Origin of the sequence: Niallia sp. XMNu-256 (assembly GCF_036670015.1) — a bacterium.
Classification (GTDB): Bacteria; Bacillota; Bacilli; order Bacillales; family Cytobacillaceae; genus Bacillus_BD.
Genome location: NZ_CP137636.1, coordinates 1878165 through 1894073 on the forward strand (window position 1 = coordinate 1878165; position 15909 = coordinate 1894073).

The 15909-nt window shown below is 37.1% G+C and carries 16 protein-coding genes; 12 read left to right on the forward strand and 4 right to left on the reverse strand.

Annotated elements, in window-relative coordinates:
- Positions 1-26 precede the first annotated feature (26 nt).
- Positions 27-806 carry a gamma-glutamyl-gamma-aminobutyrate hydrolase family protein gene (locus R4Z10_RS09495; protein WP_338472929.1) on the forward strand — a complete coding sequence of 260 codons (780 nt, stop codon included), beginning with the start codon at positions 27-29 and terminating at the stop codon, positions 804-806.
- A complete protein-coding gene (locus tag R4Z10_RS09500; protein ID WP_338472930.1) occupies positions 803-2311 on the forward strand; it encodes a glutamine synthetase family protein in 1509 nt (502 codons plus the stop codon). The genes R4Z10_RS09495 and R4Z10_RS09500 overlap by 4 nt, the downstream gene beginning before the upstream one ends.
- A gap of 176 nt (positions 2312-2487) precedes the next feature.
- On the opposite strand, the gene R4Z10_RS09505 is transcribed toward R4Z10_RS09500, so the two are convergent.
- Positions 2488-3531, reverse strand: coding sequence for a C45 family peptidase (locus R4Z10_RS09505; RefSeq protein ID WP_338472931.1), 1044 nt, complete (start codon positions 3529-3531; stop codon positions 2488-2490).
- 316 nt (positions 3532-3847) lie between these two features.
- Between R4Z10_RS09505 and R4Z10_RS09510 the strand changes: the two genes are divergently transcribed.
- Together R4Z10_RS09510 and arr are read left to right on the forward strand one after the other, a co-directional pair.
- Positions 3848-5464, forward strand: a complete 1617-nt coding sequence (locus tag R4Z10_RS09510; RefSeq protein ID WP_338472932.1) for a thiamine pyrophosphate-binding protein — start codon at positions 3848-3850, stop codon at positions 5462-5464.
- A 664-nt stretch (positions 5465-6128) separates the two neighbouring features.
- Positions 6129-6545, forward strand: coding sequence for an NAD(+)--rifampin ADP-ribosyltransferase (arr, locus tag R4Z10_RS09515; RefSeq protein WP_338472933.1), 417 nt, complete (start codon positions 6129-6131; stop codon positions 6543-6545).
- Positions 6546-7120: 575 nt separating this feature from the next.
- Here the strand turns inward: arr and R4Z10_RS09520 are convergent.
- Positions 7121-7870, reverse strand: a complete 750-nt coding sequence (locus tag R4Z10_RS09520; protein ID WP_338472934.1) for a SurA N-terminal domain-containing protein — start codon at positions 7868-7870, stop codon at positions 7121-7123.
- Between the two features lie 257 nt (positions 7871-8127).
- On the opposite strand from R4Z10_RS09520, the gene R4Z10_RS09525 reads away from it, so the two are divergent.
- Positions 8128-8457, forward strand: coding sequence for a four-helix bundle copper-binding protein (locus R4Z10_RS09525; RefSeq protein ID WP_338472935.1), 330 nt, complete (start codon positions 8128-8130; stop codon positions 8455-8457).
- Between the two features lie 246 nt (positions 8458-8703).
- Positions 8704-9129: an RND transporter gene (locus R4Z10_RS09530; protein ID WP_338472936.1), complete on the forward strand. Its 426-nt coding sequence runs from the start codon at positions 8704-8706 to the stop codon at positions 9127-9129.
- A 196-nt stretch (positions 9130-9325) separates the two neighbouring features.
- On the opposite strand, the gene R4Z10_RS09535 is transcribed toward R4Z10_RS09530, so the two are convergent.
- The gene (locus R4Z10_RS09535) at positions 9326-9505 is read right to left on the reverse strand and encodes an aspartyl-phosphate phosphatase Spo0E family protein (protein WP_338472937.1); all 180 of its coding nucleotides are present in this window, start codon (positions 9503-9505) and stop codon (positions 9326-9328) included.
- Positions 9506-9768: 263 nt separating this feature from the next.
- Positions 9769-10566, reverse strand: coding sequence for a DUF2935 domain-containing protein (locus R4Z10_RS09540; RefSeq protein ID WP_338472938.1), 798 nt, complete (start codon positions 10564-10566; stop codon positions 9769-9771).
- Positions 10567-11001: 435 nt separating this feature from the next.
- Between R4Z10_RS09540 and R4Z10_RS09545 the strand changes: the two genes are divergently transcribed.
- The 6 genes from R4Z10_RS09545 (at position 11002) to R4Z10_RS09570 (ending at position 15673) form a co-directional block, all read left to right on the forward strand.
- Positions 11002-11961, forward strand: a complete 960-nt coding sequence (locus tag R4Z10_RS09545) for a DMT family transporter (protein WP_338472939.1) — start codon at positions 11002-11004, stop codon at positions 11959-11961.
- A gap of 715 nt (positions 11962-12676) precedes the next feature.
- Complete coding sequence (locus R4Z10_RS09550) at positions 12677-13567, forward strand: GDSL-type esterase/lipase family protein (protein ID WP_338472940.1); 891 nt, start codon at positions 12677-12679, stop codon at positions 13565-13567.
- A gap of 76 nt (positions 13568-13643) precedes the next feature.
- Complete coding sequence (locus tag R4Z10_RS09555; RefSeq protein WP_338472941.1) at positions 13644-13784, forward strand: DUF3934 domain-containing protein; 141 nt, start codon at positions 13644-13646, stop codon at positions 13782-13784.
- Complete coding sequence (locus R4Z10_RS09560; RefSeq protein WP_338473303.1) at positions 13717-13896, forward strand: hypothetical protein; 180 nt, start codon at positions 13717-13719, stop codon at positions 13894-13896. Before R4Z10_RS09555 ends, R4Z10_RS09560 begins: the two co-directional genes overlap by 68 nt.
- 136 nt (positions 13897-14032) lie before the next feature.
- Entirely contained in the window at positions 14033-15064 is a 1032-nt protein-coding gene (locus tag R4Z10_RS09565) for a fatty acid desaturase (protein WP_338472942.1), read from the forward strand.
- 222 nt (positions 15065-15286) lie between these two features.
- The gene (locus R4Z10_RS09570) at positions 15287-15673 is read left to right on the forward strand and encodes a DUF202 domain-containing protein (protein WP_338472943.1); all 387 of its coding nucleotides are present in this window, start codon (positions 15287-15289) and stop codon (positions 15671-15673) included.
- Positions 15674-15909 lie beyond the last annotated feature (236 nt).

Here is a 15909-nt window from a genome sequence, read left to right on the forward strand (position 1 = left end):
AGTGTAACGCAGAAGAAGGTGTTGATATGAAACCGTTAGTTGGAATTGTGGGGATTGTTTACGATCTAGAAACACCCTTGAATCATGAGGTTAGAAAAGCTGGGGCTGATCGCACAGGATTTACTACTGAACATACTCTTTACACAAACCATTGTTATCATAAGCTTTTTCATCAATTAGATTGCCATTTGCTTGTGATTTCTCCTGAAAGTGATCCGGAAATAATAACCCGTTTGGATATGCTGTTGATTCCCGGCGGCCCTGATATTAATCCGGCAATTTATGGTCAAGAACTCCATCCAGAAACACAATATGATCCTCTTAGAGATGTTTTTGAAAAAAAAGCGATCGAGATTGCGATCGAAAAAAAGATTCCTCTATTAGGTGTATGCAGGGGGTTTCAGATGATCAATGCTGCATTGGGAGGGACGCTTACACAACATTTGCCTGAGTGGTCTACGGACGTTCAGCATCGTCCGGAGGTAGGGCCTCAACTTCATTCACACACCGTTACAATGGAGGGATGGCTAAAGGGATTGTTTGGAAATGAAATGAAAGTAAACTCCTGGCATCATCAAGGAATCGATATATTAGCACCAGAACTGGAGGCTTTGGCGTGGTCCTCAGAGGGACTGATTGAAGCCTATCAATCTACCGATCATTTGTCTCCTATTTTTGCGGTTCAATGGCATCCAGAACTTCTGCAGGATAAGGAAAGTCTTTTACTAGTATCTCGTTTTTTAGAACAAACATTATTCAATAAAAAACAATCCAATCTATCATATAAAGGGAGCTGGTACTTTTGACTAAGACGGTGAGCATAGGTAAAAAAGGTTTTATTGACATGCATGGGTTATGGACGGATGAGCAAAAAGAAGCAGCTGAGCGAATTAAAGCAACGATAAAGGAACAAGATATTCGCCTAATTCGTGTAGCATGGACAGACCAACACGGGATCTCTAGAGCTAAAGCGATGACGGTTGACGGGTTTCTAGGTGTTCTCGAGAGTGGTTTGGAATTTAACACGGGTCCTCTTTTCTTTGATAGCGGAAGTGATATCGTCTTTAATCCATTTATGGAAGGCGGAGGATTTGATCTTGAGGAAATGAATGGATGCCCTAATTACCGACTTGTCCCTGACCCATTAACATTTAAAATTTTACCTTGGGCACCGAATACCGCATGGATTTTAACGGATGCTTATTTAAAAAGCGGAAAACCACTTCCGTTTGATAGCCGAGGAATTTTACGAAAAGCCATAAATGACTTTAGAAATGCTGGATATGATTTTATTGCAGGAATTGAAGTGGAGTGGACGCTAACGAAAGTAGAGGATGAGCGATTACGTCCAGAACTCTTGGGGGCACCTGGTTTCCCGGCCGAAACTCCTTTAGTTATGCCTGCAGCAAGAGGATATCAGTATCATTTGGAGGCACATCTTGATGAGATGAATGAGATTATTCATATCATTGCGGACAATCTTCAAAAGTTGGGACTTCCTTTAAGTACGATTGAAGATGAGTGGGGACCGAGTCAATTGGAATTTACGTTTAGTCCGATGTCCGGTTTGGAGGCTGCGGATGCGATGCTTCTTTTTAGAACGGCCGTGAAACAAATTTGTAAACGTCATGGTTATATTGCCTCGTTCATGTGCCGACCCCAATTACCGGGATTCTTCTCTTCTGGTTGGCATTTGCACCAATCGATTCGAAGTTTAGAAACAGGTGAAAATCTGTTAAATCCGACTAATGACGGAGATGTAATTTCTGAGATTGGTAAACATTATATTGGAGGATTATTAAAACATGCACGTGCAGCAAGTGTCTTTACAACACCTACGATCAATGGATATAAACGTCTCAAACCAAATTCTCTTGCTCCAGATCGAGCTGGCTGGGGAGATGATAACAGAGGCACCATGATTCGAGTGATCGGCTCACCTGGTGAAGGAAATACCCGTTTTGAAAATCGGATCGGTGAACCCGCAGCAAATCCATATTTATATCTAGCTTCTCAAGTAATGGCTGGGCTGCAAGGCATTCAAACACAATGCGATCCAGGGATCCCAAGCAGAGAGGCTTATAATGAAGATCGCGAACCACTGCCGCGTAACTTAATGGAAGCGGTTGAAGCTTTAAAACAAGATGACTTGTATTCTAGCAAAATGGGAGACTTATTTATTAACTATATTTCGAGAATGAAAGAAAATGAATATACACGTTACGAAAGGTTTATTCAAGATCACAATATTGAGAATTCTAATGACATTGTGACGGAATGGGAACAGAGAGAGTATTTTGAAATTTTCTAATTAATTTTAATGCAACACGGGGACGGTTCTCGCGTTTCAAAATAGAGACTGCGTCACAGTGACGCCCCGAAAAATCTCGTTTCATAAAATGTTTCACAGATTGAGTCGAATAGGCCATACCTGGTGATAACAGGTGTGGCCTATTTTGATTGTTTGTGAAACGTCCCCATGTTTCTTTACATATTTCCAAAGGGTATGGTAGTATCAAGCTCGCCTCTCACCCGCTTAACATTGATCTTTTCTCCAATAAGCCATTGTTCAAAATCAAAGATAACAGGTAACCTGTCTCCTCCAAGGGCAAACCAGGCTTTTCTACTATTCGGGAAATAACCAGCTGTATGCAAAGTTCCCGCCCATGCTCTATATTTTTTTGAGAATACACCTTTTTCCGTGCCATTCATCAATTGAAAAGCGGTTTTAGCATTTAATAAATGATTTTCCTGGCGTTTTATTGCTTGATATCTTTGGAGAGAATCCTCCATCTGGTAACGATTCTCATGAGTTAATACTTTAAAGTGGTTGGTACAAATATTGGACTGATAGACAATTACTTCTCTTGGAGAGGCTTCGACTACGATGGACTTTCCGGTTTGATCAAGCAGCACATAGCTGAATGAACGACGATGGGGAATATCTTTCAGAAGTGAAGTGGCTTCTTCAACAGTGGCACACGTTTCTAACACAATCCGTCCAATCATATTGCATATAAACCCGGAATCTGATCTTACACGATTGATTAGGTTATATCCCATAGCTAATCCTTTTTCGTTCATTCCATCTGTACGCCCAGTGATTTGCATAGATGGACCTATCGTTGCATAGCCCTCATCTGTGGGATGATAGAGAACATACCGACCTTCATAGGAGAGGGGATCCTGATCATAATTTCGAATAAGAAATTCGGTACCTGTGAATATGGAACAACCGCTCTTCCCATATTCAAGATAATAGCCGCCAAATTGAAGGATGGTTTCGCTCATATTCATTTTCAAAGAATCTGATAAACCCATTAACTCAGCCCAGATTCCAGGAGCAAAGGAAAGAATCATGTTTTTAACTTCTGTTTCATCTATCGAATAATTATATTTAATGGATGGCTTGCTCCAAAACTTTTCTCGATTTGCAAGAATACGAGAGTCTTTAAGTAGCTCACCTTGCCTATAGCCAAAATCATAATGATTTCCTCGAAACTGAATAACATCGCTGTATACGTTTATCACCATTTTTCCTCCAGTTTCCGTTCAATAAAGAAATTCTACTAGACGAAGGTTGGGAAATCAAAATATAGAATACTTCACTGCCATTTCCTTCAAAGTAGTAATTCAACATCCATTCCAATAAAAATGAAACAAGAGAATCGTCCCCATGTTTCACACGCATGTTTCACAGTACGACACGACTTAATCCTCATTTTACCTTGCATTTACAAAATGAGGATTAATCGGTGCTATTTCGGGAAAAAACCATATGAATGAAAAATAAATAGATGCTTTATCCCGGCAGGTTGGAAAGTTCTATCAAGGAGGTTCATATGTTATGGAAAAAACAGAGCGAACGGTTGCTGAATTGATGTTGGATCAATTGTCTTTGTTTGGAGTACAACGGATATATGGGGTAGTGGGCGATGCTACCATCGGGTTCATCGATGCAATGGCCAAGCAGGATAAAATTAAATTCATTGCGGTCAAGCATGAGTCGACAGCTGCTTTTATGGCGTCTGCGGAAGCAAAGCTGACAGGTAGGCTAGGAGTGTGTACCGCGACGATGGGGCCTGGTGCAACGAATCTGCTAAATGGGCTCGGTGATGCACATTTAGACAAAGCACCGGTACTCGCAATCACTGGACAGGCACCCAGCAATAAAATTGGCACGGAATATACGCAGTATATTGACCAGCAGGAACTTATGAAGCCTTTTGCTGCTTATTCAGCTAATCTAGCCAGTCCAGATGCGACGATTGAAGTTCTTCAAAAAGCAGCGCGAACATCACTTGGACAGCAGGTTGTAACCCATTTGTCCGTTCCGAAGGATATCTTCACGATGCCGGCTACAGGGGAACCGCGACCATTCCCGGATGTTATAGAAGGTACTTCTATCTTCACGAAAGAAAGCTTGGAACAGGTAACAGAAATGATGAAAACAGCCAAGCGGCCAATGATCCTTGCAGGCTCCGGAGCCTCTTCCGCTTCAGAGGAGTTAGAGAAACTTGCTGATGTGTGGGGAGCCGGCATCCTAGTAAGCTTAGGAGGGAAAGGATTGTTCGACGAATCTTCCCCTCAAGTTTTGCAAGGGATTGGCGAAGGCGGCAATCCTTATGCCTCCGAATTATTTAAGGAGGCAGATGTGGTCCTTCTTGCGGGCACGACATGGTGGCCGGAAGGGTATGTGCCAACGGATTCACGGATTATCCAAATTGATCGCCACTTCGATAAGTTTGTAAAAGACATCCCAGCAGAACTTGGAATCATCGGAAAAACAGAAGAAGTCCTTCCATTCTTAACGGAGAGCCTGCAAGGATTCTCCCGTTCTGAAGATTGGTTAGCTCGTTGCCAGGAAGTAAAAGAGAAATGGGCCAAGCAAAATGAGAAGGAAGGCAGTACAGCGGGTTATCCTGCCCATCCTGCACGAATTATCCACGCCCTTGACCGAACAGTGGAACCGGACGCGATTCTTGCACTGGATACAGGGGATAATACAGTATGGATGAATCGTAACTTCCGGCAAAAAGAACAAACTGTTTTATTCTCCGGTTACTGGCGGACAATGGGCTTTGGTCTTCCAGCCGCAATGGCCGCTAAGCTTGTAAAACCTGAAAAACAAGTCGTTGCGGTAGTGGGGGACGGAGGACTTCAAATGGTGCTTGCTGATTTATTAACAGCTGTCCGCTATGAACTCAATATTACAGTCGTTGTCTTAAATAATGAGACCCTGCAAATGGAGAGAGATAAAATCAAAGCTGAAAAGAAGAAAGAAGTAGGGGTAGATTTAACCAACCCTGACTTTATAAAATTAGCAGAAGCCTGCGGATGGAAAGGATTACGCGCCACCTCTGACACCGAGCTGGAATCAGTGCTGCAAGAAGCACTCAATACAAATGCTCCCACACTGGTCGACATACACACAGCCCAGGTGTACTTCCCGGAAACTGAATAATGCAACATGGGGACGGTTCTCACGTTTTAAAATTGTCTTTTTGAAACATGATTACCGTCCCCGCTGTTTTCTAATAGACTGATTTATATTTGTGATTAGTTTAATAGGGAGGTTTAATCTATTTAAGATTGCTGGCAAGGTGTCCACCGATAAAATATTGATAATAATAAATTGAATTTCAACGGATGATCGACTCGGAACTAATCAGCAAATTAAAGAATTTCTATTAACATCATTTGTAATTGAAATGACAGACACATATGACAGTTGTGTTTGAGTTTTTCATAATTTCATGTGTAGTCCATATTCACTTACCCATTTAAACCAAGTATAACAGGTGAAAATTAGGCAAAATCATTAAGGAGAGTGGTGAATGGAAACAGAAGTTTATTATTAAATTACTTACTGTTAAGCAGAGTATTAATATGTGGACAAAGATAAAAGCAAAATGGAGAGTTTTAAAGAGAATATTTTTGAAAACACGTTATGATTACACACTTTGTTTAGGACTAAATAAAACTTAAACTGTAAGTAATTATCGTTAGTCATCATTCTCTCTACTTCCATTATACTACTATTAATCAATCATTTATAGACTACTCTTTTTATAATTCTTAATCTATACTCTTACATACAAATCTAAAAGGATAAGGGGTTAATATTTATGAGTGATAAAAAAGACGTTCTTGATAAGGGTCCTTTCTTTCATGGTACTAAAGCAGAATTAAGAATTGGAGATCTATTAGAACCACAACACTTATCAAATTACCAAGATAAGAAATCTAACTATATATATTTTACTGCCACATTAGAAGCTGCTAAATGGGGGGCTGAGTTAGCAGCTTCTGAATTAAAAGAAAGAATTTATATTGTTGAGCCGTTAGGAGATTTTGAAAATGATCCGAACTTAACAGACAAGAAATTTCCTGGTAATCCAACACGTTCTTATCGGTCTAAATTGCCTTTGAAAATAATAGCTGAATTAAGTTCATGGGAAAGGCATACTGATGAAGAGATAAATCATATGCTGTCATCATTAAAGAAGTTACGCGAACAAGGAAAAGCTGTAATATATGATTAATCCTCAAAATCTATAAAGTCATGACTGAATCGAACCAAAGCTCAATTTTACTTTCGCCCCTGTATTTCGATTCAAAATGTGAAAAAACAGAGCTAACCTGTTACCAAAAACTCGCCTAATTTTCAAAATCTGTACAAATAAAATGCCAAACTCATCCCCTCAATCCATGAGGGGTTCTTTTTCAATAATGTATTCTCCGGAAAACAACCTTTAAACTTTATTAAAAAAAGTGGTATCTAATGGATGAAGAATCTATGGAAAAATTGAATATATTTGATAGGTGCTAGCCTGGTTTTAAAAAATTGCCCTTATAGAACAATTTTTAGGAGAGTAATTATGAAAACATTTAGTTTATGATCAATAGCCTTTATCATTTAAGTATTATTTTCATTTGGATTAAACTGGATAATTGAGGGTTATTTTCAACCGATAGCTCTTATAGGAATTATTTTTTTATAGACACGAATGCAGCAGTAAAAAAACGAAGATAAACACTACAACTTGTAGAGATTCATCTTCGTTTTCATTTAGAAGGGGCATGATTGATAGCCCCTTGAACTGTTATGTGTAACATCTTAAATCTTAATATCAATCGTAGCATTTTTCTTTAACTCTTCAACCTGCTTAGCGAGTTTTTCCTGCTGTTTTTGCTGTTCAAGAGTTTGTACGATTTGTGGTTTTATTTCTTCAAGTTTTGGAACTTCTTGTCCTGTACTCTTTCCTTGTTCCACATATTGATCATACATTTTTTGAATTTCTTTATCGGTTATTTCTCCAGCCGGCACTTCTTTCTCAACATACTGTTGAATTTTAATATCGTCAGCGATTTGAGTTTCTAGCGTCTTTATATCTATGCCGGATTCTTTAAGAGCGGTTTTGTATTCTTTTTCTGTTTTAAACTGTTTTTTTATTTCATCCAGCTGCTTATTAATTTCTGCCTCTGAAGCTTTAATGCTTTTTTTATCTGCCTCTTGAAGAAGAAGAGTTTGTCCGACTAAGAGGTCAATTGTTTGATTTTTTGCTTGCTCTGCAGTTTCTTTAGAAGTTGGATCTAGTCCCATTTGCAGCATTTGTCCTTGAATCGCTGCCAAAACAGTATTATAGTCACTACCTAATATTTCTTTATCATTCACTATGACAACCGTTTTATTTTCATCAATTTGCTGTTCTTCTAATTTCTTTTGCATTTCTTCCATTTGTTGATCGGTTTCTTCTGTTTTTGCTTTATCATCATTTTTAGCATCTGTACTTTCTTCATTTCCCCCACAAGCCACTAAAACAACGGCGATTAGACCGCTTATTAATGTAAGCATTATTTTTTTCATAACGATCTCCTTCTTTAAGCTAGAAGTATAATTTTTCTAAAAAAATCATCTAGTGCGCATTATATAGGTAATCCTACGAAAAAGAAACAGTATGCGCTCTTTTTTAATATTTATTACAGGAATGAAACATTTGATCATGATACGTTTTTTCCTTATGGCAGTACCGATGCAAAGTAATTTTACAGTATTAAATCATTGTTTTAGAATTCGAGGGTAGGGTATTTAAATAAAGGATGAATTGAAGGAGGGAAATTACAATGACACATGAACAATATCAGTCTGTAATTGAAGCACTTCATGAATGTATGGTTGCGTGTAATCATTGTTATGATGCTTGTTTGAAAGAAGAAGATGTCAAAATGATGGTAGAGTGTATTCGTCTTGATAGAGAGTGTGCGGATTTTTGTGTTTACTTTGAACAGGCACTAGGCAGAGGAACACCCTTTATTTCTGAATTGGCAAAAGTATGTGCAGAAATTTGTGAAGCATGCGGCAATGAATGCAAAAAACACAACCACGACCACTGTCAGAAATGTGCCGATGCATGTTTTAAATGTGCGGAAGCCTGCCGAAGTCTAGTTGCTTAAATCTTGAATGAATAAATCGCTTTTAGTTTTACAGCAATGATGAAAAAATAAAACTAACTATTGATAATAGCAACAATTAAAGGAGGGCAATAGCCCTCCTTTGCTATGCCTAATTTAAAATAAGGTTACACCATTAACGGGGCAGTTATTTCTAAGAAGGAGAAGTTTCCCTTTTTGTTGAAGTTATAGTAAACAAATCAATCGTTTATGGTGATTAGGACAAACGGGAGGGAGTTAGGGGATGAAATGAAGAATAAAACGAACTTGAAAACAATTAACTGGATTATTTTCATAATCGTTGTATTGACGGCAATTATTACTGCGATTATCACAATATATGACCTATATAACACACCTGCTTTTGGTGAAGCTGCCCAGTCTCGGGTAGAATTCCGTTGGGGGACACTCCACATGATCATCTCTATTGCTATACTGATTCTTTCTATATTTTTAGCAATAGGTTGGAAACGATTATTTCCATTTAATGTTCCTATTGCTATCATTCTAGTTGGCTTTTGTTATTTGTTATTTTTTCTTACATTTACGGTTGGATGGGTCGCTATACAAGGCATGCTTGGTTTCTTTATCGCTTTTCTAGTAGGGGGAATTCTATTAATTTCTTATTCCATTTCCTTTTTAATTCACTATCGCAAAACGACAAATAAGAGTTAATCATTTAAGGCAGCAAGGTTGATCGAACCTGGCTTTTATAGAGTATTTAACTTAAAGGAACAGGGCTGTTAAAAGTTTATAAAAAATGCACTAACCATGAGGAAGCGATTGTTCAATAACAGTCGCTTTAATTTATGTGGGCAGCGAGGATGCCACGGCGCAGGAGATATTCACATTCTAAAAAGTGATAATTTCTTTATTTTCTGTGTAATAATTTTTCATATTCGTTTAATAGTTTATTTAAAGCTTGACTCATTGATAAAACTTCTTCATCAAGAAAATCTAAATTCTTATTGTAAGCTGTTTGAACCATTTCTTCACGAAGTAGGCGGATTTGATTCCAAAGTTCTTTCTCTTTATCAAATTTCTCATTCATTTTCACACCAACTATATGATAAATTTTTAAACATTATATAGTGTGTCGTTAATGCACAGCTATTATGTATTAAATGCATAACCGGTAGGTTCTTTACTATTATAAGAACAGTTTTGAAATTAGCGTCGGTGGCAATTGTACATAACGTGAATTACTTTTCTTATTTAGGTATCTGGACGTTAAGTTTGAAGAAAGGAGTATTAAAAAAAGTGCCGAGGATATCCATCTTCCCCAGCACCACTTATTAATCTGAGTATATCCTTTTACTCTTTAATTCGTGGTTTAGTAGGATCACAGTTTGGTGGGTTCAGGTTTGCTGATTCACTTAACTTCATCAAATAATAACATTCTTCGCGAAACATATGGTCCGCCATTAATGGGGCAAATGTCCCTAATGCTTGATTGCTTAGCTCTAGTTCTTCTATTTCTTGTAAAAATCCTTGAAATAATTTTATTTCTAACTGGGTGTCTGAATTGAATTTTGTCAATGCAGGAAACTCAGTTACATTCGTTCTTAAATATCCTGCCATTTCTACCGCTTTTAAGTAAAAACCTTCAAAATGCTTCGTAAATGAATCACTTTTTTTCCTTAATCTCTTTTCCACACTGTCTAATTTGGATGAAATTGCTTCTGAATGTCCAGCCGCATCTAATAACCAAATAAGATGATGGTGTAGTTCATGATAAATAGGCGGTACTTTCCCTGCTTTTAAATGTTTTAAAATCCGCAAATATTCTTCTAATTCATTTATCATATGATTGATAAAGGTGGGGGAAAGGTGAATTTTGATTTTCCCGATAAGGTGTTTCCTTAATAATTCTAATTTAAATTCTCGAAGTTTTAGTACCTCTACCTCAGCTTTTGTTGCTAACTGCATGGAATCGCTGGATTTGGCATGATCTAGAAGTGTATCAAACACTCGAATAAATCTTGAGGCTTTTTCAATTTCCTCTTTTTGAACAGGTGCTAATGCTTCATAAATAAACCTAGAATGATCGCCTAAGATTTGAAGCCAAAATCGATGTTCAAATCTTGCTGTATTTTCAAACACATCATTCATCCTCATGCCCCCTTGCTATAAATGCCCATATCTTTCTGATGTTTATGTCCTCAATACAGGGAAAATTCTTAAATCATGTATGTTATATTCCATATAAAAAAATAGGAAGGATTGTACTTAGAATAAAGGGCTAGGGTTCAAGATGTACGAGCTATTTTCAGCAACCAAGGATCTTCAGCAATTTGACGCAATCTTTGAATGAGGATAAGTGCTCTTTTTCCTTTTAAGGGCCAATTGTTAAAAATGCTTTTTCATAGAATTATTTCTTAAATTCTGTTCAACTATAGAAGAGGTTAATTGCAGAACGAACATTTTATATATCAAATGGGGAGTTTGAGAAAAAGGACAGTTAATTTGCGCAGGAGGAATGCGGCATAACTTCGTGTCCTATATAAAATTAAAATTATTTATTTTTGGGGGGAGGTAAACAATAAAATGAGCATTAATCAACGCTCATCCTTTCTAGGTGTAATGTTTGGTATGATCGCAGGGGCAGCTTGGGGGTTAGCCTTTCTTATTCCGAATGTGCTATCCAGTTTTTCATCATTGGAAATTACTTTAGGACGCTACCTTATGTATGGCTTATATTCTCTGCTATTATTCTTGATATACAAAAAAAATCCTCTACATATTCCATCAAGAGTATGGTCTAAAGCATTGCTTTATGCTTTTACTGGAAATATTGGCTACTTCTTTTTTCTAGTGTTAGGAATCAAATATGCAGGAGCTACCATTACCACGTTGATAATTGGAACTTTACCAATAGTCATCAGCTTTGTTGGAAATCTACTAAATAAAGAATTTCCTTTTAAAATCATGATGATTCCTGCATGTTTGATATTAATAGGGATCTTTCTATTGTATAGCAGTGAGCAAGGAGATGTTAGCAGCATAACTGGCTCAAAAAGTAGTCTTTTGTTTGGATTCCTATGTTGTTTCATTGCTCTTGCCTTGTGGACATGGTATGGAATCTCTAATGCCAATTTTCTCAAAAAAGAAACGGAGGTTTCTCCAGATCTTTTTTCCACGATCGTTGGTGTTCAAACGCTAACATTAGTTTTAATCGTTCTGCTTATAAGTAAGCTAACAAATCAGCAATTAATCGGTAACCTTTTAGTGAAGGATTCCTTTGTTCATTATTTGGTTGGGATTATTCTTTTAGGGATTATTGCTTCTTGGGTAGCAACATGGGCATGGAATCAAACGTCTATTCGATTAACTGTCTCCATGGCTGGGATGATGATTGTGTTTGAGACCATTTTTGGGTTACTTTATACATATTTCTATTACACAACATTTCCTTCAATTTTAGAATGGATCAGTATCTTCTTTATTCTTCTAGGTGTAACATTTGGAATTTGGAGAATCAATAAATATAAAAAACCTGACAATTAGTAAACGAATAGAGTCTGTATGAACTCTTTAGTTTAAGAAGCAAAGGGCAGTAATTTATCGGGCGCTATCCTTAAAATAAGGAGATGCGCTCATTTTTCATTTAAGGGCTATTTTCTGGCGATTTCAGCATATTATGGTTTCTGCCTCTTTTTGTCTATATTTCTACTCCAAAAAAGGTATGTAACACTAATTTCGAAAAAAATAAAAAATGAGAAACTTCCCCTCGTTTCGCCCAAACAGGTGTGATAATAATGATCTGGGTGAAGATTAATAAGAAAAAAGCTTTATTGGTTTCCTCAAGTAAATTATACTTATTAAAGTTCCCCAGTTGTTTCTTTTTGGTTCTGAACAACGGAAATCCTTTACAGAATATTCACAAATAAAAATGTACCGATTTATTTAGTGGAAAAAGGGTATATAGTTAACGAAATTAAAAATCACACGTTGTAGAGCCCCGAAAGACAACCCTTTTATCGAGACCGTTGTTGCTTCTCTAATAAGCTTTTGATCGGATTCAACACAGGGGATAACATGGAGATGGTTGTCATGTTTTAAGTTTCTTTTTTGAAACATGAGAACCGTCCCCATGTTTCATAGTTAAATGATTGGTGGTATCAATGTGAAGCGACAAAATATATTTATCACGCTTGCTTGTCTGCTTATTTTGTGCCTGCTTCCTTTCTTATATTTTTCACATTTTACTCAAACGAAGCAAGTGAGTGAGAAAGCTCAAGTATTAGCGATGGAGGAAAAGCAGCAGGATGTTATAAATCAGACTGAGAATAATAAGGAAGTGAACGAGAAGGAAGTAGTTAAGATGGTTCCTGCAGCAGAAGCAGAGGTACAGCAACCAGCAGATGAGGAAGAAAGCAGTCAAACCATTACGAAAGAAATAAAAGAAAAGGTTAGGGAAGTAATTAAAGGAACAATAAATTTATTTAAAAAGGATCTCAGGATTGTCTCCATTGGTGATTCATTAACAGAAGGGAGCGGGGATGAAACAGAAAACGGCGGTTATGTCGGAATTCTTAATCATACATTTGAAGATAATCAATTAAATATTAAGATTGAAAACCATGGGAAAAGAGGGAACCGTACAGATCATCTCGTTAAACGGCTAGACCAAAAAAACATCGCCTCTTCAATTAAAAAGGCGGACATAGTTTTAATAACGATTGGTGCTAACGATATTATGAAGGTGGTAAAGGACAACTTTTCAAACCTTACAATGGAACCCTTCAATAGTGAAATCGGAGAGTATCAGGAGAGGTTAAGAGCTATTTTTCATAAAATGAAGGAACTAAATCCAGATGTCCATATTTATTTAATTGGATTTTATAATCCTTTTGAACAATATTTTAGTCACATCGAGGGATTAGGAGTGATTGTGACGAACTGGAACGAGGCTGGAAAAGCGGTTACAGAAGAATTTGAACATGTCAGCTTTATTCCAACATCAGACCTTTTTGTTCCATCCGATACCGAACTTTTAGCAGAAGATCAGTTTCATCCAAACACAACCGGTTACAAACTTATGGCTCAGCGCATACTTGAAGAAATGGATGAAATTGAGATTGACACAGAAATGGCAAGTACAAATAATTAGAAGCAACAAAAAATGTTTGCAATAGAAAAACGACCCTAGTAAATGATTAAACTGGGAATAGTAATGGAGTGAGGATATGACGAAAGCTAAAGGTAAAAGCGGAATAGGCCAAGGTACCGGAAAGAAGGGATGGAATCGTTGGCAGGCTAGTGCCAATCGGTTCAAAAGTGCCAAGCCTTATAAAAGCAAAAGCACTAAAAAGTCGGGTCAGTCGTAACAAAAATGAAAAGGAAACATTACCCGATGTTTCTTTTTTATTAGGTTTAGATTGTAAGTACAAAAATAATTTAGAAAAAACGGGTAGTAAGGAAACGGGGAAAAGAGGTTAACACCGCATTGTCCGTCTGTTTCAAATAGCTTGTATGTGACATTTGTCACACCGAAGATATGACGCTTGCTACTAACATATTAGATTTTTTTACTATATGATTGGAATTACGATGAAAAAGGAAGGGAATTTAAAATATGACTTTACAAAATACAAATAGTTTGAAAAAACAAGTAGCTCCGTTTGAAAAGTCAACGACAAAAGAAAGCATATGGCAAATCATCAACACGGTTGTGCCTTTTATAATATTATGGTTTTTGGCATATATAAGCCTCTCTGTTTCCTATTGGTTAGCGTTAGTCCCAATTGTGCTGGCTGCTGGATTTTTAGTTAGAATTTTTATTATTTTTCATGATTGCACGCACAATTCATTTTTTAAGAGTCGAAGTGCCAACCGAGCTGTTGGAACCGCGATGGGCGTCTTAACATTATTTCCTTTTGATCGCTGGGGAAATGAGCATGCGATTCATCATGCAACTAGTGGGAACTTAGATAAACGTGGAACGGGTGATATTTGGACTCTTACTGTAGAAGAATATAAAGCAGCACCCTTAAAACTTCGGTTAGCCTACCGTTTTTACCGCAACCCATTCGTCATGTTCGGGCTAGGACCGATTTATCAATTTGGAATTAACAATCGATTTAACCGTAAAGCTGCTAAAAAGAAAGAACGTATGAACACCTATTTAACCAATGTTCTGATTGTGGCATTGATGGGATTGCTTTGCTGGGCAGTCGGCTGGCAGACATTTCTTCTGATCCACGGGTCGATTTTCATGATATCCGGTTCAGCCGGCATTTGGTTGTTTTATGTACAGCACACGTTTGAAGATTCTTATTTCGAAGAAGATCAAGAATGGGAGTATGTGAAAGCAGCTGTAGAAGGAAGTTCTTTTTATAAGCTTCCAAAGATATTCCAATTCTTAACTGGTAACATTGGATTTCACCATGTTCATCATTTAAGTCCAAGAGTTCCCAATTATAAACTAGAAGAAGCACATAACACGACGCCACCCTTACAAAACGTGCCAACGATTACCCTTGCGACAAGTTTAAAGTCGCTTCGCTTTCGCCTCTGGGACGAGAAAAATAAGAACTTCGTAAGCTTTAAAGACGTCAAAACACTAGAGAAAAAACAAGTTTCGGTTAAAAAGCTGTCGTCACTGTGACGCCCCGAAAAATCTTGTTTCACAATATGTTTCACAGCGGATAGATTCAACTAGGCCACACCTGATTAGAGCAGGTGTGGCCTATTTTGAAACGTCGGGACGGTTCTCGCGTTTCATTCACTTAAAAATTTGATTAAATAAGGCATGGAAAAGAAATTACGTGGTAATTTATAAGTATAAAAGAAAAGTCGAATATATAATAAGATATAGGAAAGTGATTGTATGGACAGTAAAAGTAGAGAACTAGATGATCACAGCCAAACAGTAGATTCAAAATTTATTCAACAACATTTAGCCAATGAACGTACATTTTTAGCTTGGGTACGTACAGCGATTGCCATTATAGGAGTAGGGTTTTTAGTCACAAATTTACATTTTACTTTAAAGTCCAGCCTTTCTGCTGCAAGTGATCTCATTGCAACTTTTATTGGACTTTCTTCTGTAGGACTAGGAATTTTAACCATTATTTTAGCAACGGCATCCTACTTTAAAAAAGTGAAGGCCATTAATCAACAAACGTTCCAAACACCTAAAATAACGGTTTTAGCACTCTGTATATTTATTGCCATGATTGCACTAGTCTTAGCTTTTTACTTTTTAATTGTTTGAGATGATAAGTTAACTTTGAAAATAAAGATACAAAACCTGTTTGGGGTTTTGTATCTTTTGTCAATTTTAAAGAAAAAGTGATTGACTTTTATACCTATTGGGGTATATGATGGTTTCAGAAATTGAAATAATCAGTGACAACATCACGCCACTAAAAAGTATATTTTTTTGATTATTTATATACCCATACAGGTAGTGGTTTAATTAATAATAACTTAGACGAGTATAGGAGGAGT